22 protein-coding genes are annotated in these 24,358 nt (G+C 71.8%); 8 read left to right on the top strand and 14 right to left on the bottom strand.

Annotated features, from left to right (window positions below):
* Window positions 1-20: 20 nt before the first annotated feature.
* From ACFWGJ_RS13410 to ACFWGJ_RS13395, 4 genes are all read left to right on the top strand, one after another.
* Entirely contained in the window at window positions 21-1,193 is a 1,173-nt protein-coding gene (locus tag ACFWGJ_RS13410; protein WP_387323284.1) for a hypothetical protein, read from the top strand.
* Window positions 1,190-2,314, top strand: coding sequence for a caspase family protein (locus ACFWGJ_RS13405; protein WP_387323282.1), 1,125 nt, complete (start codon window positions 1,190-1,192; stop codon window positions 2,312-2,314). The genes ACFWGJ_RS13410 and ACFWGJ_RS13405 overlap by 4 nt, the downstream gene beginning before the upstream one ends.
* A 100-nt stretch (window positions 2,315-2,414) precedes the next feature.
* A complete protein-coding gene (locus ACFWGJ_RS13400; RefSeq protein WP_387323281.1) occupies window positions 2,415-2,645 on the top strand; it encodes a hypothetical protein in 231 nt (76 codons plus the stop codon).
* A 50-nt stretch (window positions 2,646-2,695) separates the two neighbouring features.
* Entirely contained in the window at window positions 2,696-4,408 is a 1,713-nt protein-coding gene (locus ACFWGJ_RS13395) for an HEXXH motif domain-containing protein (protein WP_387323280.1), read from the top strand.
* A 35-nt stretch (window positions 4,409-4,443) separates the two neighbouring features.
* Here the strand turns inward: ACFWGJ_RS13395 and ACFWGJ_RS13390 are convergent, their stop codons facing one another.
* Together ACFWGJ_RS13390 and ACFWGJ_RS13385 are read right to left on the bottom strand one after the other, a co-directional pair.
* Window positions 4,444-5,379 (bottom strand): hypothetical protein, encoded by a 936-nt coding sequence (locus tag ACFWGJ_RS13390; protein ID WP_387323278.1) that lies wholly within the window; start codon window positions 5,377-5,379, stop codon window positions 4,444-4,446.
* Window positions 5,376-6,512, bottom strand: coding sequence for an SPFH domain-containing protein (locus ACFWGJ_RS13385; RefSeq protein WP_387323277.1), 1,137 nt, complete (start codon window positions 6,510-6,512; stop codon window positions 5,376-5,378). The genes ACFWGJ_RS13390 and ACFWGJ_RS13385 overlap by 4 nt, the downstream gene beginning before the upstream one ends.
* A 178-nt stretch (window positions 6,513-6,690) precedes the next feature.
* Here ACFWGJ_RS13385 and ACFWGJ_RS13380 point away from each other — a divergent pair, with 178 nt between their 5' ends.
* The gene (locus ACFWGJ_RS13380) at window positions 6,691-7,923 is read left to right on the top strand and encodes an arginine deiminase (protein WP_387323275.1); all 1,233 of its coding nucleotides are present in this window, start codon (window positions 6,691-6,693) and stop codon (window positions 7,921-7,923) included.
* 123 nt (window positions 7,924-8,046) lie between these two features.
* Window positions 8,047-9,054: an ornithine carbamoyltransferase gene (gene argF / locus ACFWGJ_RS13375; protein ID WP_387323274.1), complete on the top strand. Its 1,008-nt coding sequence runs from the start codon at window positions 8,047-8,049 to the stop codon at window positions 9,052-9,054.
* Window positions 9,055-9,096: 42 nt separating this feature from the next.
* Here argF and ACFWGJ_RS13370 read toward each other — a convergent pair whose 3' ends face one another.
* From ACFWGJ_RS13370 to ACFWGJ_RS13330, 9 genes are all read right to left on the bottom strand, one after another.
* Window positions 9,097-9,549 (bottom strand): ATP-binding protein, encoded by a 453-nt coding sequence (locus ACFWGJ_RS13370; RefSeq protein ID WP_387323273.1) that lies wholly within the window; start codon window positions 9,547-9,549, stop codon window positions 9,097-9,099.
* A gap of 247 nt (window positions 9,550-9,796) precedes the next feature.
* A complete protein-coding gene (locus ACFWGJ_RS13365; RefSeq protein ID WP_387323272.1) occupies window positions 9,797-11,032 on the bottom strand; it encodes a sulfate adenylyltransferase subunit 1 in 1,236 nt (411 codons plus the stop codon).
* 2 nt (window positions 11,033-11,034) lie between these two features.
* The gene (gene cysD, locus ACFWGJ_RS13360; RefSeq protein ID WP_387323271.1) at window positions 11,035-11,970 is read right to left on the bottom strand and encodes a sulfate adenylyltransferase subunit CysD; all 936 of its coding nucleotides are present in this window, start codon (window positions 11,968-11,970) and stop codon (window positions 11,035-11,037) included.
* Window positions 11,967-12,539 carry an adenylyl-sulfate kinase gene (gene cysC / locus ACFWGJ_RS13355; protein WP_210889005.1) on the bottom strand — a complete coding sequence of 191 codons (573 nt, stop codon included), beginning with the start codon at window positions 12,537-12,539 and terminating at the stop codon, window positions 11,967-11,969. Before cysC ends, cysD begins: the two co-directional genes overlap by 4 nt.
* Window positions 12,536-13,801, bottom strand: coding sequence for a glycosyltransferase family 4 protein (locus ACFWGJ_RS13350; RefSeq protein WP_387323270.1), 1,266 nt, complete (start codon window positions 13,799-13,801; stop codon window positions 12,536-12,538). Before ACFWGJ_RS13350 ends, cysC begins: the two co-directional genes overlap by 4 nt.
* Complete coding sequence (locus tag ACFWGJ_RS13345; protein WP_387323269.1) at window positions 13,798-14,226, bottom strand: hypothetical protein; 429 nt, start codon at window positions 14,224-14,226, stop codon at window positions 13,798-13,800. Before ACFWGJ_RS13345 ends, ACFWGJ_RS13350 begins: the two co-directional genes overlap by 4 nt.
* A complete protein-coding gene (locus tag ACFWGJ_RS13340) occupies window positions 14,223-15,182 on the bottom strand; it encodes a sulfotransferase family protein (protein ID WP_387323268.1) in 960 nt (319 codons plus the stop codon). Before ACFWGJ_RS13340 ends, ACFWGJ_RS13345 begins: the two co-directional genes overlap by 4 nt.
* Before the next feature lie 83 nt (window positions 15,183-15,265).
* Window positions 15,266-16,108, bottom strand: coding sequence for a PaaX family transcriptional regulator C-terminal domain-containing protein (locus tag ACFWGJ_RS13335; RefSeq protein WP_387323267.1), 843 nt, complete (start codon window positions 16,106-16,108; stop codon window positions 15,266-15,268).
* A 273-nt stretch (window positions 16,109-16,381) separates the two neighbouring features.
* On the bottom strand, window positions 16,382-16,603 hold the full coding sequence (locus ACFWGJ_RS13330; RefSeq protein WP_387323265.1) for a DUF5999 family protein: 222 nt from the start codon (window positions 16,601-16,603) through the stop codon (window positions 16,382-16,384).
* A gap of 266 nt (window positions 16,604-16,869) precedes the next feature.
* On the opposite strand from ACFWGJ_RS13330, the gene ACFWGJ_RS13325 reads away from it, so the two are divergent.
* On the top strand, window positions 16,870-17,373 hold the full coding sequence (locus tag ACFWGJ_RS13325) for a DUF6299 family protein (RefSeq protein WP_387323263.1): 504 nt from the start codon (window positions 16,870-16,872) through the stop codon (window positions 17,371-17,373).
* A 128-nt stretch (window positions 17,374-17,501) separates the two neighbouring features.
* Here ACFWGJ_RS13325 and ACFWGJ_RS13320 read toward each other — a convergent pair whose 3' ends face one another.
* The 3 genes from ACFWGJ_RS13320 to ACFWGJ_RS13310 all read right to left on the bottom strand — a co-directional run bounded on the left by ACFWGJ_RS13320 (window position 17,502) and on the right by ACFWGJ_RS13310 (window position 21,236).
* Window positions 17,502-19,106, bottom strand: coding sequence for a hypothetical protein (locus ACFWGJ_RS13320; protein ID WP_387323297.1), 1,605 nt, complete (start codon window positions 19,104-19,106; stop codon window positions 17,502-17,504).
* A 339-nt stretch (window positions 19,107-19,445) separates the two neighbouring features.
* Window positions 19,446-20,975, bottom strand: coding sequence for a helix-turn-helix domain-containing protein (locus tag ACFWGJ_RS13315; RefSeq protein ID WP_387323262.1), 1,530 nt, complete (start codon window positions 20,973-20,975; stop codon window positions 19,446-19,448).
* 63 nt (window positions 20,976-21,038) lie between these two features.
* Entirely contained in the window at window positions 21,039-21,236 is a 198-nt protein-coding gene (locus ACFWGJ_RS13310) for a DUF4236 domain-containing protein (RefSeq protein ID WP_107022172.1), read from the bottom strand.
* Between the two features lie 371 nt (window positions 21,237-21,607).
* Here ACFWGJ_RS13310 and acnA point away from each other — a divergent pair, with 371 nt between their 5' ends.
* Window positions 21,608-24,322: an aconitate hydratase AcnA gene (acnA, locus tag ACFWGJ_RS13305; protein WP_387323261.1), complete on the top strand. Its 2,715-nt coding sequence runs from the start codon at window positions 21,608-21,610 to the stop codon at window positions 24,320-24,322.
* Window positions 24,323-24,358: the final 36 nt, after the last annotated feature.

Below are 24,358 nucleotides of genomic sequence, written 5' to 3'. Positions count from 1 at the left end.
GGGGCGTCACGGGGGGACACATGGCGACGGTCGTGTTCATTCATGGGACCGGGGTGCGCGAACCAGGGTTCTCGGCCCTCGCGGGGCGGGTGGCCGCGGGGCTCGGGGCCCTGCGCGACGGACTCCGTGTCGTGCCGTACTACTGGGGCGGCCCGCACGGTGCCACGCTGGCCGGCGGCGGGTCGAGCCTGCCGCCGGAGGCGGGTGCCAGTCGTGGTCCCGGTGACGTTCCGGCCGGGGCGGACGCCGACGACGAGACGTCCGCCTGGGCGGTGCTGTACGCCGACCCCGACGCCGAACTCGCCCTGGCGGCGGCGGAGACGGCGTCGGACACCGAACGCCCGCCGGGTTCCGTACCGCCGGAACAGCTGATACAGGCGCTGCTGGAGAAGCTGGCCGCGCAAGGCGACGGTCCCGCGACCGAACTCGGCCCCGGGCTGGCGGATGCCGCGTCGGAGCTGGCCGCACACCCCCTGCTGGGTCCCGCGGCCGCCGCCCTGCCTCCCGGTGAACTCGCGGCCCTGGCGGCTCGCCGGCTGATCGCCCGGGTCGTCGCCGACGCGCTGGAGGCCGACGATCCGCTCATCCCGACCGGGGACACCAGGGACGCCGTGGTGGACCGCGTCGCCCAGGCGCTCGGCGCACCGCCCCGGGGCGCGGAACGAGGCCTGGGAGCACGGCTGTTACGGCTCGTGGGCCGCGGCGCCTCCCGAGCCGTCGTACGCCGCCGACGGGCCCTGACCGAGGCCGCCCACCCCGCGGCCGGGGACGTCCTGCGGTACCTCAGCAGGGGCGAGGCGGTCCGGGCGGACCTGCGCGAGCTGGTCGCGGGCCTCGAACCGCCCGTGACCCTCGTCGGTCACAGCCTCGGCGGGATCATCGCCCTGGACACACTGGTCACCGCCCCCCTCCCGCAGGTCAGCCTGCTGGTCACCGCGGGCTCGCAGGCCCCGTTCCTCTACGAGCTGGGAGCCCTGCCCTCCCTCACGCATCCCGCGCCCCTGCCGTCGCACGTCCCGCCCTGGCTGAATCTGTACGACCGCCGCGACCTGCTCGGTTACCTGGGCTCCGGTCTCTTCGGCGAACGGGTCACCGACATCGCCGTCGACAGCCGGCAGCCGTTTCCCGCGTCGCACAGTGCCTACTGGACGCATCCCGACGTGTACCGGCACATCGCGGACCGGCTGCCGTGACCGGCCCCGGCCCGGCAGGGAAGGGGCAGGACCCGCGCCGGGTGCACGCCCTGATCGTCGGCATCGAGCAGTACGACGCCGGCGGTGCGTGGGACCTGCCCGGACCCGCCAGGGACGCCCTCGCGTTCCACCGGCTGCTGAGCCTCGCCGGGGTGCCGGACTCCCAACTGCGCCTGCACCTGGCCCCCTTGCCCCCGTTCACCCCCGACACCCCCTACCGGCCCGCCGACCACGCGACCCTGCGACGCGCGCTCGTACGCGAACTCGCCGCCGCCCAGGGCGAGGTGCTGTGGGTGTGGTGGGGCGGCCACGGGGTCCTCGACCGCGCGGACCACCTCCGGCTGCTGTGCTCCGACGCGACCACCGGGGACAAGGTGGCTCTCGACCTGGACACCGCACTGGCCCGGTACGCGGGCGACGCCGTCCCCGCACTGACCGAGCAACTGTGGCTGGTCGACGCCTGCGAGACCTTCGAGGAGGCGCTGTCCTTCCGGGACCCGCTGCCCGACGACGCCCTCCCGGTGGGGCGGCGCAACCTCGCGCACCGGCAGTCGATGCTGCGGGCCGCGGGGCGCGGCCGGGCCGCGGCCAACGATCCCGTGCGCGCCACCGGCCTCTTCTCCGAGATCCTGCTCGACCTGCTCGCCGACCGGGCCGCGGTGCTGCCCGCCCTGCCCGATCCGGAGGAACTCTTTTCCGCCGTACGGGACCGGGTGGCGGCGCTGCGCGAGGCGGGCCGGACACTGCAGCACCCCGAGATCCGGCTGTGGAGTGCGCAGCGGACCGAGACACTGCCACCGGCGCAGGAGCGTGGCACGTCTCCGCTGCTCCGGGCGGTGGAGGCGGTCATGGCCTACGACTGGACGGCCGACCCGGTCGAACGCCAGGCCGTCGTCGCCGCGTTGGGCCCGCGGATCCATGCGACGCTGCCCCGGCACAGCAAGGCCCGCACCGATGTCACCGGCATCCTCAACTCGCTCGGCCGTCGCCGTCCCGAGGACCTGTGGGAGCTGTTCGACGTCGTGGTGTCCGTGGACGACGACACCGACAGAAGAACGGAACTCGCCGACGCGCTGCGGGAATTCGCGACATACCATGCCCAACGACGCCGTCCGGGCTGATCAGGTGGCGTGATCGTACGGCTTTCCGTCAAGGGCTGTGTTCGTCATGATGGACAGTATGCGGGGCATCGAGTGCCACTGCCTGAGAAAGGGATGCGCCTTGGACCAGTCGCATGCTCTGCACGACGCTCAAGCCGCCGCCCGCGAGCCGGCCGTCACGGCAGACGGTGCCCACGACTGGGAGTCCGAGCTGCCCGACCTCGCGACGCTGCCACTGGCCGCCCTCGACGGCCTCCCTCCGCTCCGTGAGGATTCCCGCGTGCTCGCCGAGGTCCTGCGCGCCCGGAGCAGCGTAAAAGGCGGAGGTGAGCCGCAGGGCAGAGCGGAATGACGGTCCCTGCGCCCGACGCACGTCCGTCCGCCCGAGCGGAGGCCCCGGGAATGACCGGCAAGCAGTCCGACTTGACGCTCCGCATGCCGGGGCGGCTCTTCGAGGAGCTGTCCACCGGCGGGAGTTCGGCCGACGCCCTCGCCTTTCTGGAGCGCGGCGAACGCGCGCGCAGACTGCTGCTCCTGCGCACCCTGCTCGACCGCCTCGGCACCCTGCCCACACCGCTCGACACCCCCGCCGACGCGTGGCGAACCGTCAAGGCCGCCGCGGACCGGGCCCCCGGACCCGTCGACCGGCTGCTTCTCGCCCCGCAGACCGGCGGCTGGCTCGGCCACGTACTGCGCCGTCTGCACGGCAGCGCTGCGGGCGGTCCGCCCCTGTGGGCCGAGGCGGGCCACCTCTGCGCGCTGGCCGTGGCGGCGGCCCTGCGGGCCGGCACGGACGCCGACCTGAAGGTGCCGCTCCTCGACGGCGCCCTCGTCCTTCCCTCCCTGGGCCTGGCGCGGCTGCCCGGCGCACCACGCGGGCCGTCGGTCGGCCGGGCGGACGTGCGCGGCGGCGAGCTGACGCTCACGTCGGAGGCGGTGGACGGCCCGCCTGTCGTCGTCCGCCGTCCCACCGCCGTACTCGTGGGCACTGCGGGAGCCGTACCCGACATCGACCCGCACTGGACGCCGCTGCGCGTCCTCACGCTCCCGCGGCCGTCGGGAACGGCCTCCGTCACCCTGGACGACCTCGACCCCTACCGCGACCTCGACGACCCCCTCGCGCCCGCCCGGCTCCAGGCCGCGGAAGCGACCGCATGGCAGCGGCTGTTCGAGGAGGCCGCTCTGATCGTTTCCGCCGGCGGGACGAATGGGCCCGGTCGCCTGGACGCCGCCGACATCCGCGCCGTCGTGCCATGGGGCCGCACCACCGCGCTGCCCGAGGCCCCGCCCACCGTGCGGCTCTCCGCCTCCAGCGGCGACTCCTACGCCGCCATGGTCGTCGCCCGTCCCGCCGGTGCCCTCGCGCTCGCCGAAACGCTGGTGCACGAGTTCCAGCACAGCAAACTGGCCGCCCTGCTCCATCTGTTCCCGCTGCTCGACGACGACCGCGAGGAGCGCTACTACGCTCCGTGGCGCGGCGACCCCCGACACCTCACCGGCCTCCTGCACGGCGCGTACGCCTTCACGGGTGTCGCGGGCTTCTGGCGCGACCGCCTCGCCGAGGCCCGGCGGCCCGAGGAGGCGGAGGTGGCCGGCTACCACTTCGCGCTGCGCCGGACGCAGAGCCGTCTCGTCGTGCGCACCCTGCTGACGAGCGGCCGGCCGACCGTCCAGGGCAGGGCCTTCGCGGCGGGGCTCGCCCGCACGCTCGACGGCTGGCTGCGTGAGCCCGTCCCGGCGACCGCTCTCGCCCGGGCCCGCACGGCCGCGGCCCTGCACCGCACCGAATGGCGACTGCGCAACGTGCTGCCCCGGCCCGTGTCCCCGGCCTCACCGGACATGCCCGCACTTCGTACCGATCGGACGTCCTGGCCGGACCACCGCACCTACGCCTTCGCCGCGCCGCCCGCGGTCCCGCGCACCGCCGACGAGTATCTAGCCGCCGGTGATCCGGCGGGCGCGCTCACCCGGTACGGGGACGTCCTGACCGCCGACTCGGCGGAACCGCACGCCCTCGCCGGCTGGATCGTCGCCCGCGCCGCCCTTGAGCCGGGCCGCGCCGGGCGCCGGATGCTGGCCCGCCCGGAACTCCTCCAGCCGCTGCCCGGCGGCTGAGGCGCCCGCGCTGTCGCGGCCGACGTCCGTTCCGCTCACCCCACCAACCGCAACCGCCGCCCGCAAACCCCCACCCGCACCGACTGCCCCCACGTGAGTTCCAACGCGTCCCCCTCCATCCCGTCCCCGAACGCGATCAACCGTTCGGACTCGGCCGTGAGGGTCAGGTGGGACGTGGAGGACAGCTGGCCCGCCACCTGGGAGGTGCCCGTCGCCGGGGACGGCCAGGCCTCGCGAACGCACCACACCAGGCGGTCCTCCGTGGGCCGGGGGAGCGGCAGGGGGTTGCCCCTCTCCTGCCACACCGACCTGATCCACCCCGTCGCCCCCGTACCCGTGCCCACCAGTACCCCGGAGGAGGCCTGCGCCTCGGAGGGGGCCTGGGGCTCCGCGGCGCCTTCGCCCGCCCTGGCGGACTCGGACCCCTCGACGGCCAAGCGGTACCGGGCCGTCTGGTGGCCCGCCGCGCCCAGGTAGATCTCGTTCAGCGCGAGCAGCCGCTGGGTGTCGTCGGCGACCGCCTCCACCATGGTGAGTTCCTCCATGCCCGTCCCGGCGGCGAGCGCCGCGGGGAGCAGGCGGGCCGCGTCCGCCGGGCCGTGGCGTACCAGGACGCCCGCGTTGCGGCCGGGTTCCGCGTCGATGCCCACCACCGGCTGGCCGCTGAGGTATTTGGCCGCGTTCGCCACCAGGCCGTCCTGGCCGACCACGACCACCACGTCCTCCGGGGCGAACAGGAAGCGGTCCAGGTCGGCCCGTTCGACCCGGCTCTGACGCCACGTCAGGGGGATCGCCGCGGTCACGTCGGACAGCGCGCGCCGCGTGCGGCGGTGGCGTTCCGCGACCTCCTCGATGTCCCGGCCCCGGGAGGAGAGGAAGAAGGCGGCCTGCCCGTGCGTGCCGTGGTGGGCCACCAACTCCTCGTACTCCGTGGTGCGGTGGACCAGGACGATCCGCGGGGCGAGGCTCATGCGTCGTCCCGTACGCCCAGTTTGGCCAGCAGGCCGGTCAGCACGTCCGGCGAGATGGTCACGCTGTCGATGTTCGGCAGGTTCTCGGCCAGGCGCGTCCCGGTCAGGGCGTGCAGGGTGCTGACGTCGACGTCGGCGTGCACTCGCAGCCAGGCGGCCTGGGCCTGCGCCCGCGCCTCTCCGACCTCGCGCGCCGCCTCCGCCTCGGCCCGTGCGAGCCGCACGGAACGGGCCGCCTCGGCGTCCGCGAGCCGTACCGTCCGCTCGGCCTCCGCCTTGGCCAGCCGCTCGGTCCGCCTGGCCTCGGCGTCCGCCAGCTGCACGGACCGTTCGGCCTCCGCCCCGGCCAGCTTCACCGTCCGGGCCGCCTCGGCCTCGGCGCGTACCGCGTCCGCCGCCGCGTGCTCCTCCGCCTCGCGGCGTGTGTTCGTCCCGCGCTGTTCGACCAACTGCTCCTCGCGCCGCGCGAGTTCGATCTGGCTCGCCAGTTCGTTCTCGGCGATCGTCCGCTCCCGCTCGACGGCCACGGCCCGCCGCTCGTAGGTGGCGCGGTCGGCCTCCTGCTGGATCTGCTCGCGGGCCGGGGTGCGCAAGGCCCGCTCGACCTCCGGCTCCGGGCGCAGTGCCACCACGCGTACGGCGACCACCTCGATGCCGGTCGCGGGCAGCCGCGGCTCCGTCCCCAGCCCGGCCGCGACCCGTTCCCGTACCGACGCGACGCCGTCGACCAGCGCCGACGCCAGTGTCGTACGGGCCAGTACGTCCAGGGCGTGCTGCTGGGCCGACTCGGTGAGCAGGGTGCCCAGTTGCTCCAGTGGCGCGCCCCGCCACACCCCGGTGTCGGGGTCGATGGAGAAGTCCAGGCGTGCGGCGGCGAGTGCCGGGTCGCTGACCCGGTAGGTGACGGTCGCCTGTACCGCGATGTCCTGGAAGTCGGACGTACGGGCGTGGAAGGTCATCGCCAGCTCGCGGTCGTCCACCGGTACTTCGGACAGCGCGGCGCTCAGCGCGCGGTACCAGAAGCTGAGTCCGGGGCCGTCGTGCAGCAGCTCGGCGCCGCGGTGGTGCCGGATGTGCGCCGTCGGAGCGCCGCGCAGGTGGCGCCAGCCCAGGCGCCTGGTGATGTCGGCCATTGGATTCCCTCGTTCCCCCTCGTTTGTCGTCTGGCCGACGATAACCAGTTCCGCCATTAATAGTCAAGAGGACCATTAAGGAGATGGGTGAGGGGAGCGGGGGCGTCCGGGCGAACGCGTGGGCGAAGAAAGTGCCGACCGGTGGGTCAAGCGGCCCTCGGGTGGTCAGGATGGAGTCATGGGATTCCACGTCGACTCCGAAGCCGGGCGGCTGCGCCGCGTCATCCTCCACCGGCCGGATCTGGAGCTCAAAAGGCTCACCCCCAGCAACAAGGACGCCCTCCTCTTCGACGACGTGCTGTGGGTGCGCAGGGCGCGCGCGGAGCACGACGGGTTCGCGGACGTCCTGCGCGACCGCGGCGTCACCGTCCACCTCTTCGGCGACCTGCTGACCGAGGCCATGGCCATCCCGGAGGCCCGGTCGCTCGTCCTGGACAGGGTCTTCGACGAGAAGGAGTACGGGCCGCTCGCCACCGACCATCTGCGGGCCGCCTTCGAGGGTCTGCCGGCGGGCGAGCTGGCCGAGGCGCTGGTCGGCGGGATGACCAAGCGGGAGTTCCTCGACGCGCACCCCGAGCCGACCTCCGTGCGCTTCCACGTCATGGACCTCGACGACTTCCTCCTCGGGCCGCTGCCCAACCACCTCTTCACCCGCGACACCTCCGCCTGGATCTACGACGGCGTCTCCATCAACGCCATGCGCTGGCCCGCGCGCAGACGCGAGACCGTGCACTTCGAGGCGATCTACCGGCATCACCCGCTGTTCCGCGCGGAGGAGTTCAACGTGTGGTCCGAGGGGCAGGCCGACTATCCGTCCACCATCGAGGGCGGCGACGTCCTCGTCATCGGCAACGGCGCCGTGCTCATCGGCATGAGCGAGCGGACGACACCCCAGGCCGTGGAGATGCTCGCGCACAAGCTCTTCGCCACCGGCTCCGCGCAGTCCATCGTGGCCCTCGACATGCCCAAGAAGCGGGCCCTCATGCACCTCGACACGGTGATGACGATGGTCGACGGCGACACCTTCACCCAGTACGCCGGGCTCGGCATGCTCCGCTCGTACACCATCGAGCCGGGCGTCGGCGACAAGGAACTCAAGGTCACCGACCACCCGCCGGAGCACATGCACCGCGCGATCGCCGCCGCGCTCGGGCTGAGCCGGATCCGCGTCCTGACCGCCACCCAGGACGTGCACGCCGCCGAACGCGAGCAGTGGGACGACGGCTGCAACGTCCTCGCCGTCGAACCGGGTGTCGTCGTCGCGTACGAGCGCAACCAGACCACCAACACCCACCTGCGCAAACAGGGCATCGAGGTGATCGAGATCCCCGGCAGCGAACTGGGCCGGGGGCGGGGAGGCCCGCGCTGTATGAGCTGCCCGGTGCAGCGGGACGCCGTGACCCTGGGGTGACCGGCCCGGACGGGAGCGGTGGCGGACGGATGTGGCGGCCGTGCGGACGTGGGGCCGTATAGAAATGTGGGTCGTCGTATAGAATTCCAAGAGTCCCTGTTTACGTAACCCTGGAGCGCCCCCATGGCGACAGTCCCGTACGCCCTCGCCGGCCGCCACTTCCTGAAGGAGCTGGACTTCACGCAGGAGGAGTTCCGCGGCCTGATCGAGCTCGCCGCCGAGCTGAAGGCGGCGAAGAAGGCCGGGACGGAGACCCAGCGGCTGCGGGGCCGGAACATCGCGCTGATCTTCGAGAAGACCTCGACGCGCACGCGCTGCGCCTTCGAGGTCGCCGCCGCGGACCAGGGCGCGTCGACCACGTACCTCGACCCGTCGGGCTCGCAGATAGGGCACAAGGAGTCCGTGAAGGACACCGCGCGGGTGCTCGGCCGGATGTTCCACGCGATCGAGTACCGCGGGGACAGCCAGGCGGGCGTCGAGGAGCTGGCGGCCCACGCCGGGGTGCCCGTCTACAACGGCCTGACCGACGACTGGCACCCGACGCAGATGCTGGCCGACGTGCTCACGATGGTCGAGCACTGCGACAAGCCGCTCCACGGGATCGCCTTCGCCTACCTCGGCGACGCCCGCCTCAACATGGGCAACTCGTACCTGGTCACCGGCGCGCTGCTCGGCATGGACGTACGGATCGTCGCGCCGAAGGCCTACTGGCCCGCCGAGGAGGTCGTGGCGCAGGCGCGCGAGCTCGCCGTGGTCAGCGGGGCGCGGATCACGCTCACCGAGGAGGTCGGTGAGGGGGTCCTCGGCGTCGACTTCGTCGCCACGGACGTGTGGGTGTCGATGGGGGAGCCCAAGGAGGTCTGGGACGAGCGCATCGCCGACCTCGGCCCGTACGCCGTGACGATGGACGTCCTGCGGGCCACCGGCAACGCGGACGTCAAGTTCCTGCACTGCCTGCCGGCCTTCCACGACCTGGGTACCAAGGTCGGCCGGGAGATCCACGAGCGGCACGGGCTCGACTGCCTGGAGGTCACCGACGAGGTCTTCGAGTCGGCCCACTCGGTCGTCTTCGACGAGGCGGAGAACCGGCTGCACACGATCAAGGCGGTCCTGGTGGCGACGCTGTCCTGAGCCGTGGCTCGGGCCGTGGCATCAGCCGTGGCCTGGGCCCTTTCAGGCGGGCCTTCGCTGGTGGGGGACCACCGGCAGCCGGAACCAGACCGCCTTGCCGGACTCCGTCGGACGGTGGCCGCACGACGAGCTGAGGGTGCGGATCAGCAGCAGTCCGCGGCCGTGCTCCTGCCAGGGATCGGGCTCGCACGACGGATCGGGGATCGTGAGGTCGCCCGGCGGAGACGGGTCCCGGTCGTGCACCTCGACCTGGCATCCGGTCGGCAGCAGCTCCACGACCAGCTCTATGGGTGCGTCGCCCCGGGTGTGCTCCACGGCGTTGGCCACCAGCTCGGCGGTGAGCAGTTCCGCGGTGTCGCAGTCGGCGGACAGCTCGATCTCCGCCAGCGCGGTACGGACCAGTGCGCGGGCGACCGGCACGGCCGCGACGGTGTGCGGCAGGGCGATGCGCCAGGAGGCTGGGGCGTGGGGCTCGTGCAAGGCGGATCCGTTCATGGAGCAGGATGTCCTGCTTTCAACTTTAGGAATGGTACGTCGCATCCCGACAGAGGCGCTCGGTGGGCCTTTTTCGGGACGTTCGGCCCGGTTCCGGGCTGTCTACCCAGAGGAACGGTTCGGCTCCCGCGGACTGCTCCCGCCGTTACGGAGCTATCGACGAGTCGTGACTCGGTGACCGGACGTGTCACGACAGCAGAAGGCCGGACACCTTGTCGCTGGTGCCCGGCCCTGTACGGTCCTGCGCTCAGATCGTGGCGGCGGCCTCGCTCAGATCGACCATGCCCGCCGTCAGCGTGGACCCGTCCGCCGGGTCGATGAGGATGAACGCGCCGGTACGGCGGCTGTCGGCGTAGTCGTCGAGCGCGAGCGGCTCGGCGGTGCGCAGGGTGATCCGGCCCAGGTCGTTGGCGTGCAGGCCGGCCTCTGGCGCGGTCAGGTTCTGCACGACGGCCTTCACCGTGCGGGTCGTGTGTCTGACCAGCACCCGGTCGCCGACGCGCAGGGGACGGTCGGCCAGATGGCAGACGGCCGCCCGGACGTCCCGGGTGAGCGCCGGCGCCTCCGCCCCACTGGTGATCATGTCGCCGCGGGACACATCGAGGTGGTCCGTCAGACGCAGGGCCAGCGACTGCGGCGCGTACGCCTGGCGCACCTCCTCGCCGAGTACGTCGATGCCCTCGATCGTGGACGTCCCGCCGGAGGGGTGGACGGTCACGCGGTCGCCGACGCGCAGCGAGCCGGAGGCCAGCTGGCCCGCGTAGTGACGGGCCTCGCCGTGCCGGATCACGTACTGGACGGGGAAGCGGGCGGGTGCGTTCGTCGGGTCGGCGCCCACCGGGACGGATTCCAGGTGCTCCAGCAGCGCGGGGCCCTCGTACCAGTCCATGCGCGCGGAACGGTCCACCACGTTGTCGCCGGCCAGGGCCGATACGGGGATCGGGGTGAAGCCGGGCAGGTCCAGCTCGGCGGCGTGGCCCGCGAAGTCCTCGACGATCCGGTCGAACTCCTTCGCCCCGTATCCGACGAGGTCCATCTTGTTGACGGCGAGCACGATGTGCGGGACGCGCAGGAGGGCGGCGATGGCGGCGTGGCGGCGGGTCTGCTCGACGACGCCGTTGCGCGCGTCGACGAGGATGATCGTCAGTTCGGCGGTGGAGGCGCCGGTGACCATGTTGCGGGTGTACTGCACGTGGCCGGGGGTGTCGGCGAGGATGAAGCGCCTTTTCGCGGTGGCGAAGTAGCGGTAGGCGACGTCGATGGTGATGCCCTGTTCGCGTTCGGCGCGCAGGCCGTCGGTGAGCAGGGCGAGGTCGGGGGTGTCCTGGCCGCGGTTGCGGGAGGCGTGCTCGACGGCTTCGAGCTGGTCGGTGAGGACCGATTTGGAGTCGTGGAGGAGGCGGCCGACGAGGGTGGACTTGCCGTCGTCGACGGAACCGGCCGTCGCGAACCGCAGAGTGTCGACCGTGGTGGTGCTGGTCATGGTTAGAAGTACCCCTCGCGCTTGCGGTCTTCCATCGCGGCCTCGGACATCTTGTCGTCGGCGCGGGTGGCGCCCCGCTCGGTGAGCCGGGAGGCGGCGATCTCGGTGATCACGGCTTCCAGCGTGGTGGCGTCGGAGTCGACGGCGCCCGTGCAGGACATGTCGCCGACCGTGCGGTAGCGCACGAGACGCGTCTCGACGGTTTCGTTGTCCTTGGGGCCGCCCCAGTCGCCGGCGGTGAGCCACATGCCGGCGCGCTGGAAGACGTCGCGTTCGTGGGCGAAGTAGATCTCGGGCAGTTCGATGCCTTCGCGGGCGATGTACTGCCACACGTCCAGTTCGGTCCAGTTGGACAGGGGGAAGACGCGGACGTGTTCGCCGGGGGCGTGGCGGCCGTTGTAGAGGTTCCACAGTTCGGGGCGCTGGCGGCGGGGGTCCCACTGGGAGAACTCGTCGCGCAGGGAGAAGACGCGTTCCTTGGCGCGGGCCTTCTCCTCGTCGCGGCGTCCGCCGCCGAAGACGGCGTCGAAGCGCTCAGCCTGGATCTTCTCGGTCAGTGGCACGGTCTGGAGCGGGTTACGGGTTCCGTCGGGACGTTCCCGCAACACACCACGGTCGATGTAGTCCTGTACGGAGGCCACATGGAGCCGCAGCCCATGCTTCTTGACCGTGCGGTCGCGGTACTCAAGGACTTCCGGAAAGTTGTGTCCTGTGTCCACATGGAGGAGGGAGAAGGGCACCGCGGCGGGCGCGAATGCCTTCAGTGCCAGGTGCAGCATGACGATGGAGTCCTTGCCGCCGGAGAAGAGCACCACCGGCCGCTCGAACTCGCCCGCCACCTCGCGGAAGATGTGCACCGCCTCGGACTCCAGCGCGTCCAGATGCGAGAGCGCGTAGGGGAGTGAGGGCGTCCGGGCGGCCGTCGTCGCGGTACTCACACCAACCCCCTGGCCGCCAGCACCGCGTGCACCGCGTCCGCCGACTGCTCGGGCGTCTGCGACCGGGTGTCCAGCGCGAGCGCCGGGTCGAGCGGGGGCTCGTACGGGTCGTCGACCCCGGTCAGCCCGGTCAGCCGGCCGGCCGCCTGCCGCGCGTACAGCCCCTTCACGTCCCGCTCGCTGCAGACCTCGACCGGTGTGGCGACATGCACCTCGATGTAGGGCGTCCCGCTCGCCTCGTGGCGTTTGCGGACCGCCTCGCGGCTGTCGGCGTACGGGGCGATGACCGGGACGACGGCGAGGACGCCGTTGCGGGCCAGTACCTCGGCGACCAGGCCGATGCGCTGCACGTTGGTGTTGCGGTCCTCGCGCGAGAAGCCGAGCCCCGCGGAGAGGAAGCGGCGGATCTCGTCGCCGTCGAGGACCTCCACGCGATGGCCCTCGGCGCGCAGCCGGCCCGCGAGGAAGCGGGCGATCGTCGTCTTGCCCGCGCTCGGCAGCCCGGTGAGCCAGACGGTGGCCCCCTGAGCGGTAGGGGGCTTCTGACGGCCCCGTGCCGTGGTGGTCATGCGTGGTGTCCTTTCGCGGCGCCGGCGGTGCGGTGCCGTGGTCCAAGAAGGTCGAGTTCGCTGAAGAGGGCCTCCCAGCGCGGGTGCACCGCGTCCGGGCCGTACGAGGCCGCCGTCAGCACGGCCGCGACGCCCATGTCGGCGCGCAGCGCCCGGTCGCCCATCAGCTTGGCCATGGACGCGGCGAGCGCGTCGGGGTCCTCGGGCGGTACCAGCAGGCCGTCGACGCCGTGGGTGAGGACGTCAGAGGGGCCGGTCGGACAGTCGAAGGCCACCACCGGCAGTGAGTGGCTCATCGCCTCGATCATCACCATCGGCAGTCCCTCGAAGCGCGAACTGAGCACGTAGAAGGAGGCCTTGGCGAGTTCGTCGTCCAACCGGTCCGTGTGGCCCATCAGAAGCACATGGTTGTAGAGGTGGTGCCGCTCGATGAGCGCCCGCAGCTCGGCCTTCTTCTCGCCGCTGCCGTAGATCCTCAACTGCCAGTCGGGATACGCCTCGACGAGCCGCGCCCACGCGGGGATCAGCAGGTCGAAGCCCTTCTGCGGGAACAGCCGCCCGGCCGCCACCGCGATCTTCGACCGCTGGTCCGACGGGACCTGGTCGAGGGAGTGCACGGCGTTGGGGATGCGTACCACCCGGGTGCCGGGCAGCAGATGCTCGTACTCCTCGCGGTCCCGTTCCGTCAGGACGGCGACCGCGTCGAAGCGCGAGTAGGTCTCCCGGATGCGGCGCTGCACATCACGCTTGTGCGTGCCGTGGTTCATGTGTTCCTGCGCCACCCGCACCACACCGCCCGTCGCGTGCTCGGCGGCGAGGAAGTTGAGCGCGGGCCGGGTGGTGACGAGAATGCCGTCGCGCAGCGAGGAGAGGTACGCGATCAGCCGCTGCTCCACGTACCGGTTGAAGTAGCGGTAGCCGAACTCGCCCGACGGGATGTGCCGTGCGGGCCGCTCGGTCAGCCACCCACGGCGCCGGTCCCGCCAGCGTCCGGCCACACCCCGGCCGGGGGAGTGGGCGCTCTCGCGGAGGTCGACGACCGTGCTGACACGCACGCGCCGGTCGAGCGGGAACTGGAGGTCGTCCCGGCGGCGCAGCGCGCTCACCAGCTCGACCTCCCAGCCCGCCTGCACCAGGGAATTGGCCTGGTTCATCACCGTACGGATGGTGCCGCCGCGGCCGTAGGCGTGCAGCAGGAGATAGCGGACCTTCGGCCGTCCGGTCGCGCCCGTCCGGTGTGCGGTCTGCTGATGGTCCGTCATGAGGTGCCTCCCGTACGGCACTCCAGGGAAAGGTTGTCCTTCACCGTGTAGTACGGGCGCACGCGCAGACCGTGTACGCGCTGCTCGGGAAACACCATGATCTTCTTCTTGCCGTGGATGTCGTCGAGTTGTCGTCCCGCCCTCAACCGGGCCTCGCCGTCGGTGAGATGGATGTCCCACTCGTCGACCTCGGCGGGGTCGGGTGTCACCAGGTCGGCGATGGGCAGCTCGCCCTCGAAGCGGTCGCCCTTCACGTGCGCGGGGTAGTCGAGCGGGCGGCCGGTGCGGCCGCGGCGGGTGAGCAGCAACCGCCAGTCGCCCTCGGCGGGACGGCCGTGGATGTGGCCGACGAGCCGTACGCGCCCGTCGCGCGGCCATACCTCGGCGATCTCGGCGTGCGGCTTCACGTGTTCGTGCCGGTTCACGCGCTGTATCCCCAGGCCTTGCACATGGGCCGCAGCAGCTCCGGGATCTCGTCCTCGGCGGGCAGCGCGCGTCCGCTCTGCACCTGGCCGGTGCGGATCTTGTCCCGCCAGTCGCCGAGGCCCTTCACCACCTGGGTGTCGTCGCGGCGGCCGTAGTCGAGCATCGACGGTTCGAAGCCGACGCCGAGGAACGCGCAGAGGTCGCGCAGCTCCTGCTCGGCGTCGGCGGTGAGGTCCTCGTAGCGCAGGGTGTGGTGGGCGGCGTGGCCGCCTGGGTGCGTGTCCGGGTGGCTGTCGGGGTGGCCGTCCGGGTGGCCGCCGGTGGCCGCCTGCCGGGCGTTCTCGACGGCCTTCATGTAGCGCAGGGCGTCGGCCGCGGCCTCCTCGAAGGTCCGCTTCCCGGGGTCGCCCTCGTGCCAGGACCGGGCGATGGACACCGGGTGGCGGAGCAGGAAGACGAAGCGGGCGTCGGGCCAGCAGTCCCGGATGCGCCGGTGGACGAACGCGTTGCTGGGCGTCTTCTCGACCAGGACGTCCTTGCCCGACCTGACCAGTTCCCGGTGCATGACCCGGTCCCACAGCAGATGCTCCAGATCGCCCCGTTCCAGGTCGAGGGCGCTCATGGCGCGCTGCGAGAGTCTGCTGCCGAAGTCGACCTCAAGGCGGCGGATGTGCAGTTCGTGCGGGGAGTGCAGCCGCGAGTGCGCGTTCAGGAGCATTCGCAGCAGCGTCGAGCCGGAGCGTACGGGAGACATGATGAAGACCGGCCGCCGCAGCAACCGGTCCGTGGCGAGATCCCCGGGGGCCGGACATCGGTACACCGGCGTGGGCCGCTTGCCGGGTCTGGCCCCGGCTCCGGCCCTGTTCGGCTGTGGCGGCGCGGCGGGAGTGGCCCGGCGCACCTGAAGGCCGGTGGTGGCGGAGAGCGCCCGGTTCAGATTGCCCATCAGACTCATGCGTCCCGACGCTAGGTAAGGATTATGAGAAGAGGGATTGAGCGACCTGAGCGTTGCCTTAGCGACGGGGACTGTGCCCCAGCTCACATGGCTTCGGGTCCGGCCGGCCCCCCGGGCACACCCGCGAAGACGGCCCCGGCGTCCCGCAGTCGCTCGTGCAGGGCCCGGAAGACGGCGGCGGAGCGGGCTCCGGGCCAGTCCGGGGGCAGCAGCGAGGCGGGCAGCCCCGGATCGGTGTACGGGAGGTGGCGCCAGGAGTCGAGGGCGAGCAGATAGTCGCGGTACGCCTCCTCGGCGGGGGTGTCGGCCCTGTTCTCCCAGTCGTGCAGCACGCGCGCGTGCCGGTCGAGGAACGCCTCGTGCTGCTTGGCGATCCCGGCGAGGTCCCACCAGCGCGCGACCGCCTCGGCCGTCGGCGCGTATCCCAGGTGCGCGCCGCGGAACAGTTCCACGTACGCGTCCAGCCGCAGCCGTTCCAGCGTGTGCCTGGTCTCCTCGTAGAGGCGGGCCGGGGCGATCCACACGCCGGGGGCGGCCGTCCCGAAGCCGAGGCCGGCCAGGCGTGAGCGCAGTACGTGACGTTTCTGCCGCTCGGACTCCGGCACGGAGAACACGGCGAGGACCCAGGTGTCGTCCTCGGGCGGCGAGGCCGCGTAGACCCGGCGGTCGCCGTCGTCGAGGAGCTGCCGCGCGTCCGGCGACAGGACGTACCCGGCCGCGCCGGCCTCGGTGCGGGCCGGCAGGAGCAGTCCCCGGCGTTTGAGTCTGGAGACCGACGACCGTACGGAGGGCGCGTCCACGCCGGCTGCGGCGAGAAGCCGGATCAGCTCGGCGACGGGTACGGGACCTGCGGTGAAGCGGCCGTACGCGCCGTAGAAGGTGACGATGAGGGACCGGGGGGCGTGCTGCTCGGACACGTTGATCACTCTAGATCGTCACCGTCACGCGAGATCACCATCCGGGGGCAGGGGCTCACTTTCCGTTCGTACGGAACGGCCTTGCGTGCGTGCCGGGTTGACGTTCTCGGGCCTGACGGGGGTGCGCGGTGCGTCGGTGCCGGGCCGGCCGCCGGGGCGCGGCACCACCTGTCCGGAGGCCTGCCGGTGTCGCATCAGAAGCGTATCGACTTCGTGACGGCAGTCAACAGGTCGCGATAGAGGGTCGGGGGTCGAGAAGGGCCGGACTGAACGCCGGGAGGGTCAGGCGGCGATGGCCAGGTGCTCGACGGGCACCCGGTGCGGAGCGACGACCCGCCCGTCGGGCAGCAGCGCGCCGGTGTCGTCGAAGACGATCGCGCCGTCGCACAGCAGGTACCAGCCCTGCTCGGGGTGCGCGGAGACGATGTGCGCGTCGGAGCGGTGCGAACCGTCCGAGCGGTCGGAGCGGGCGGCGGACGGGCACGAAGACTGGTGAGAACACATGGTGGGCCTCCACGTGCGAGGAGTCGGGAGGCGTTTTCGCCGCCCGTATGGATAGACCATGCGCCCGCCGCGAACTCATCGGAACAGCCGGACGGGAACGGTGACAACACGCGGACAACACTCGGACGAGTCCAGGACGGACGGTGCGGACCTGACATCGACGCGCCGCCGACTCGCCACCAACTCGCCACCAAAGGAGTGAGGGTCACGCCCCTGGGTGCGCCGGGCCGGTACCTGTGGAGGCCCCCACTCCAGGAGGTATTCCGATGGGTATTCCGATGCGCTTGCACCAGGTCATGGGCGCCGCCGCCGGAGCGGCGCTGCTGCTGGCCGCCGCCCCGTCCGCGGACGCGCTGTCCCACCAGGCCGCCCCGGCCGAGCCGGTCGGGCTCTCGGAGACGGTGACCGTCGACCCGACGGCCCGCCTCGCCGCGGACGGCACCGTCACGCTGTCCGGTACGTACAGCTGCAAGGGCAGTACGGGCCCGGTCTTCGTCAGCTCCTCCCTGAGCCAGGACAGGCCCTCTCTCAGCCAGGACGATTCGTCCCTGAGCCAGGGCGGGAACAGCGTGCGCAAGGGCATCGGCAGTACGACGGCGGTCTGTGACGGCGCCGAGCACCGCTGGACGAACACCGAACGCACCGAGCCGGGCCGCTTCGCGCCGGGCGCGGCGAAGGTCGAGGCCACGCTGATGGAACTGCGCTCCAGCGGGCTGCCGCTGCCGATGTTCCACGCGGCGAAGCAGCAGGACGTCACGCTCGTCGGCTGACGTCGGCCGACGACGGTCCAGGGCAGGGCGCCCGGCCGCCCTCCTCGGCTGACAGCCGCGACCGTCGGCCTTTGCGTCACGAACAGGTCCGCCCTCCGAGCCCCAAGAGGCCCGGAGGGCGGACCTGTTCAGCGGGCCGGCCGCCCCTCGTCCCGTCCCGGCGTGCAGCCCCCGCCGCCCGTGGGCCCGGCCGCATAGCTGGAGTCCAGCCGGTAGACGCCCGCCCGCGGCACGGTCAGGCGGGTCCAGGGCCCGGCCGGCCGTACGCAGCCTCCGGCGGCCCGCAGCCACGGCGAGTACCGCACCCGTACGGTCACCGCCCCGGCGCGCGGCACCCTCAACACGACGGCCGCCTCGCCCGCCCGCACCACGCTGCCCGGCGCCGAGACGAGCGGCTCGGCGTCGCGGACGCGGTAGATCCGCCAGTGCGCGTCCCGCCAGACGGGCCGCAGCCAGTCCTGTCCGGCGGCGACCAGGGCCGCCTCGCCCTCGGCGGGACCGTCGGGTCTCCCGTCCGGCACGACCACGTGGGCGACGGCCCAGTGGCGCAGCCAGGCGTGATAGCGCGGCGCGTCGAGAGCGCCCTCGTAGAACAGCCGCCCCCGCTCGACGTCCAACTGCCGGTTCCAGCCCCGTATCACCTGCGCGTGCGGCGCGAACAGTGCCGCCTCGCGGTGGTTGCGGGCGGGCACCACCTCGACCCGGTCGCGGTGCGCGCCGAGGCGGTCCAGTTCCCTGAGGACACCGTGGGTGTGGGTGGCCCAGGCCGGTACGGACGTGGCGACCCGCAGGTCGTTGACGGTCGACATGGCGGTCCAGACGACCGACACGGCGAGCGTGAGGGCGACGGCGAGCGGCCTCGTCGTGCGCCGGGCGTCTCCGGCGTCATGGGGCCCGGCGGTGCGGGCGGACCCGGTCGTGCGGACCAGGCAGGCGAGCAGCACCGCCGGTGCGAAGAGCGCGGCGAGCCGCTCCACGTTGGTGCCGACCGGTGACGGGACGAGCCAGGTCAGCACCACGCCGACGGCGTAGACGGCCGCCCCGGCCCGTACCGCCCGCCACGCGCGGGGAGCCGCCCACACGACGACGGCCGACAGGAGGACGGGCATGAGCACGCGGCCCGCCGCCATGGGCTGTTCGCCCTTGAAGGGGAACAGCAGGGCCGTCAGCGCGCCGACGGCGACGGGCGGCACGGACAGGGCGAGGCACGTCGCGTACCGCCGGTCCGCCAGCCACCCGGCGCCGGCCACCAGCAGGAACAGCCCCGCGACCGGACTCGCCAGCGTCGCGAGCAACGCCCCCAGAGCGGCCACCGCAGGCCGCCCCCGCCGCTCCTGACGGCCGGCCAGGGCCAGCAGCCCTCCGAGCGCGAAGGCCAGCCCGAGGGCGAACGTCGTACGCCCCGAGGCGACGTTGGCCCACAGCCCGAACGCGCCGAGCAGCGCGGGCCACAGCGGGGCCCGGGCCACGGTCCGTTCGAGCAGCGCGCCCAGCAGCCAGGTGGCGGCGACCCCGGCGAGGACGGAGACGGTACGCACGCCCAGCACCGCCATCAAAGGAGGTGACAGCACGCTGTAGTTGACGGTGTGCGTGCCCCCGTACCAGAACAGCCCGTACACCGCGTCGGGGTTGCGCGCGACGAACCCCGCCCAGGCGTACTGCGCCGCGAGATCCCCACCGCCCGTCGCGAGAAGGCCGCCCCACACGCCGTACAGCGGAAGCACGGCGAGCACCGCGAGTGCCGGGACGCGCCACGACCGCGGCGCGAGGGGCCGCCGCGGCCGGCGCCCGCAGGACGCCCGGCGTGCTCCGGGTACGCGGCCCGGCGCGAGGGCAGCGGGGGCAGGCGGGGTGAGCGGCTGTACGGGCACGGGCTGTTCCAGGGGCGGGGCGGCGGCGGACGACCGGAGTCGGCCCGGCGCCGGACCCAACGACCTGCGACGGGATGCCGTCACGCCCGGCGGGGCACTCGGGGGTCACCCCGCATGCCCTGATGCCGAGGACGCGGCCCCGACGGCACGGACCGCACCGACGCGCCAGGCCGCCGGCCGGCCCGCTGTCCGTGCGGACCCTCAGATGTCCCGGAAGATCTCGATCTGCGCCCCCACCGAGTTCAGCCGTTCCGCCAGGTCCTCGTAGCCGCGGTTGATCACGTACACGTTGCGGAGCACGGAGGTGCCCTCCGCCGCCATCATCGCCAGAAGGACCACCACCGCCGGGCGCAGTGCCGGCGGGCACATCATCTCCGCGGCCCGCCAGCGGGTGGGGCCCTCGACCAGGACGCGGTGCGGGTCGAGGAGCTGGAGGCGGCCGCCGAGGCGGTTCAGGTCCGTGAGATAGATCGCGCGGTTGTCGTAGACCCAGTCGTGGATCAGCGTCTGGCCCTGCGCGGAGGCAGCGATGGCCGCGAAGAACGGGACGTTGTCGATGTTCAGGCCCGGGAAGGGCATGGGGTGGATCTTGTCGATCGGGGCTTCGAGCTTCGAGGGGCGCACGGTGAGGTCCACCAGGCGCGTACGGCCGTTGTCGGCGAAGTACTCCGCCGTGCGGTCGTGGTCGAGGCCCATCTCCTCCAGGACCGCCAGCTCGATCTCCAGGAACTCGATCGGCACTCGGCGCACGGTCAGCTCGGACTCCGTGACGACCGCGGCGGCCAGCAGGCTCATCGCCTCGACCGGGTCCTCGGAGGGCGAGTAGTCCACGTCCACGTCGATGGTCGGCACGCCGTGCACGGTGAGCGTCGTGGTGCCGATGCCCTCCACCCTCACGCCCAGCGCCTCCAGGAAGAAGCACAGGTCCTGGACCATGTAGTTCGACGACGCGTTGCGGATGACCGTCGTGCCGTCGTGGCGGGCGGCGGCCAGCAGCGCGTTCTCCGTCACCGTGTCGCCGCGCTCGGTCAGCACGATGGGGCGGCCCGGGGTCACCTTGCGGTCCACCCGCGCGTGGTACATGCCCTCGGTGGCCGCGATGTCGAGGCCGAACCGGCGCAGCGCGATCATGTGCGGCTCGATCGTGCGCGTACCGAGGTCGCAGCCGCCCGCGTACGGCAGCTTGAAGCCGTCCATGCGGTGCAGCAGCGGGCCGAGGAACATGATGATCGAACGAGTGCGGCGGGCCGCCGTCTCGTCGATGGAGGCCATGTCCAGCTCGGCCGGAGGCACGATCTCCAGATCGACGCCACCGTTGATCCACCGGGTGCGTACGCCGATGGAGCCCAGCACCTCCAGAAGGCGGTACACCTCCTCGATGCGCGCGACGCGGCGCAGCACCGTGCGGCCCTTGTTCAGGAGCGTCGCACAGAGCAGCGCCACGCACGCGTTCTTGCTGGTCTTGACGTCGATCGAACCGGAGAGGCGGCGTCCGCCGACCACCCGCAGATGCATCGGGCCGGCATAGCCGAGCGAGACGATCTCACTGTCCAGCGCTTCACCGATTCGAGCGATCATCTCAAGGCTGATGTTTTGATTGCCGCGCTCGATACGGTTCACCGCGCTCTGGCTGGTGCTGAGCGCCTCGGCCAGCTGTGTCTGTGTCCAGCCCCGATGCTGACGGGCGTCACGGATGAGCTTGCCGATGCGTACGAGGTAGTCGTCTGCCATGACGGCAGGCTATCTCACATATGAGATGCCGCATCCGGAGGGGTCCGATGGGGTGACGGTGCCTCAGTGACGCTTGGCGCGGGTGGTGCGCCGCCAGCCGAAGGGGCCGGGGAGATCCATCGAGGTCGTGCGGCGTCCCGTGCTGCTGTGCGTGTGCTTGGGGCCGTTCTTGCCGCCCGTGGTGACGGACCACGACTTCTTGTTGATGTTCAGCCGTACGCCGGGCAGGATCCGGAAGCTCTTGCGGAATGTGAGCGGCATGGGTGCCCCCTTCTCGTCCTTGTCGTCGTCCGCCTCCGGGTACCCCGAATGCCGGTCGGTACGCCGAACGCCCTTGCGTCCGTGCCGGGTTCGGGTCTGGAGCGGCCGGTCCGGCCGGGTGTCACCGAACGCGCCGAGCCCGGCCCGGCCGGGAGCCGCTGAACGGACTGAGAGGGGGCACACGCCCTCCGGGCATGACCGTCCGGCGGTCATGTACTAGAGTTATCTCGACATCGAGATATCTGCCGAGGCGTGCCGCAGCCGCCCGAGACCGGTAAGGGTTACCTAACTTAGCCTGACCTTAGCGGATCGGCCAAGAGGGCGTGGCGGCAGGATGCGGTGGTACGCGCACATGAATGAAGGAGACTGTCGTGTCGGCGAACAGCTTCGACGCCCGTAGCACGCTCAGCGTGGGCGACGAGTCCTACGAGATCTTCCGGCTGGACAAGGTGGAAGGCTCGGCCCGCCTTCCGTACAGCCTCAAGGTCCTGCTGGAGAACCTGCTCCGTACCGAGGACGGCGCGAACATCACCGCCGACCACATCCGTGCTGTCGGCGGATGGGACTCGCAGGCCCAGCCCAGCCAGGAGATCCAGTTCACGCCGGCCCGCGTGATCATGCAGGACTTCACCGGTGTGCCCTGCATCGTGGACCTCGCCACCATGCGCGAGGCCGTGAAGGAGCTCGGCGGCGACCCGGCGCGGATCAACCCGCTCTCGCCGGCCGAGATGGTCATCGACCACTCCGTGATCGCCGACAGGTTCGGCACGCACGACGCCTTCAAGCAGAACGTCGACCTGGAGTACGGCCGCAACAAGGAGCGCTACCAGTTCCTGCGCTGGGGCCAGACCGCCTTCGACGACTTCAAGGTCGTCCCGCCGGGCACCGGCATCGTCCACCAGGTCAACATCGAGCACCTGGCGCGTACGGTCATGGTCCGCAACGGCCAGGCGTACCCCGACACCCTCGTCGGCACCGACTCCCACACCACCATGGTCAACGGCCTCGGTGTGCTCGGCTGGGGCGTCGGCGGCATCGAGGCCGAGGCCGCGATGCTCGGCCAGCCGGTCTCCATGCTCATCCCGCGCGTCGTCGGCTTCAAGCTGACCGGTGAGCTCACGCCCGGCACCACCGCCACGGACCTCGTGCTCACGATCACCGAGATGCTCCGCAAGCACGGAGTCGTCGGCAAGTTCGTCGAGTTCTACGGCGAGGGTGTGGCGGCCACGAGCCTCGCCAACCGCGCCACCATCGGCAACATGTCGCCGGAGTTCGGCTCCACCGCCGCGATCTTCCCGATCGACGGGGAGACCCTGAACTACCTCAAGCTCACCGGCCGCACCGAGCAGCAGGTCGCGCTCGTCGAGGCGTACGCCAAGGAGCAGGGTCTCTGGCTCGACCCGGCCGCCGAGCCCGACTTCTCCGAGAAGCTGGAGCTGGACCTGGCGACGGTCGTCCCGTCGATCGCGGGCCCGAAGCGCCCGCAGGACCGCATCGTCCTCGCCAACGCCTCGCAGAAGTTCGCGCAGGACGTCCGCAACTACGTCGAGGACGACGACGAGGCGGGCAAGGAGTCCTTCCCGGCCTCCGACGCCCCGGCCACCACCAACGGCGTACCGTCCCGCCCGACCACGGTCACGGCCGCGGACGGCTCGACGTACGAGATCGACCACGGCGCGGTCACCGTCGCCGCGATCACCTCCTGCACCAACACCTCGAACCCGTACGTCATGGTCGCCGCCGCGCTCGTCGCGAAGAAGGCCGTGGAGAAGGGCCTGACCCGCAAGCCCTGGGTCAAGACCACCCTCGCCCCCGGCTCCAAGGTCGTCACCGACTACTTCGACAAGGCGGGGCTCACCCCCTACCTCGACAAGATCGGCTTCAACCTCGTCGGCTACGGCTGCACCACCTGCATCGGCAACTCCGGCCCGCTGCCGGAGGAGGTCTCCAAGGCCGTCAACGAGCACGACCTCGCGGTCACCTCGGTCCTGTCCGGCAACCGCAACTTCGAGGGCCGGATCAACCCCGACGTCAAGATGAACTACCTGGCCTCCCCGCCGCTGGTCGTCGCGTACGCCATCGCGGGCTCCATGAAGGTGGACATCACCAAGGACGCGCTGGGCACCGACCAGGACGGCAAGCCGGTCTTCCTCGAAGACATCTGGCCGACCGAGGCCGAGGTCAACGACGTGGTGGCGAACACCATCGGCGAGGACATGTTCAACAAGTCCTACCAGGACGTCTTCGCGGGCGACGCGCAGTGGCAGGCGCTCTCCATCCCCACCGGCAACACCTTCGAGTGGGACGCGCAGTCCACCTACGTGCGCAAGCCCCCGTACTTCGAGGGCATGACGATGGAGACCACCCCGGTCTCCGACATCACCGGCGCGCGCGTGCTCGCCAAGCTGGGCGACTCGGTGACGACGGACCACATCTCGCCCGCCGGCGCCATCAAGGCCGACACCCCGGCCGGCAAGTACCTCACCGAGCACGGCGTCGAGCGCCGTGACTTCAACAGCTACGGCGCCCGCCGCGGCAACCACGAGGTCATGATCCGCGGCACGTTCGCCAACATCCGCCTGCGCAACCAGATCGCGCCGGGCACCGAGGGCGGCTACACCCGCGACTTCACGAAGGAGGACGCCCCCGTCTCCTTCATCTACGACGCCTCGCGCAACTACATCGAGCAGGGCACTCCGCTGGTCGTCCTGGCCGGCAAGGAGTACGGGTCCGGCTCGTCCCGCGACTGGGCCGCCAAGGGCACCAAGCTCCTCGGCGTCAAGGCCGTCATCGCCGAGTCGTACGAGCGCATCCACCGCTCGAACCTCATCGGCATGGGTGTCATCCCGCTCCAGTACCCGGAGGGCCAGTCCGCCGAGTCCCTCGGCCTGACCGGCGAGGAGGCCTTCTCCTTCACCGGCATCACCGAGCTGAACGAGGGCACCACCCCCCGTACGGTCAAGGTCACCACCGACACGGGTGTGGAGTTCGACGCGGTCGTCCGCATCGACACCCCCGGTGAGGCCGACTACTACCGCAACGGCGGCATCCTGCAGTACGTGCTGCGCAGCCTGATCGCCAAGTAGGCGCTCCGCCACGGCATTCGAGGGCCGCACCCCGCA

This window comes from Streptomyces sp. NPDC060205 (assembly GCF_042728395.1).
Lineage (GTDB): Bacteria > Actinomycetota > Actinomycetes > Streptomycetales > Streptomycetaceae > Streptomyces.
The sequence above is the reverse complement of the archived record's forward strand: the minus strand, read 5'-3'. Positions and strand labels throughout refer to the sequence as shown.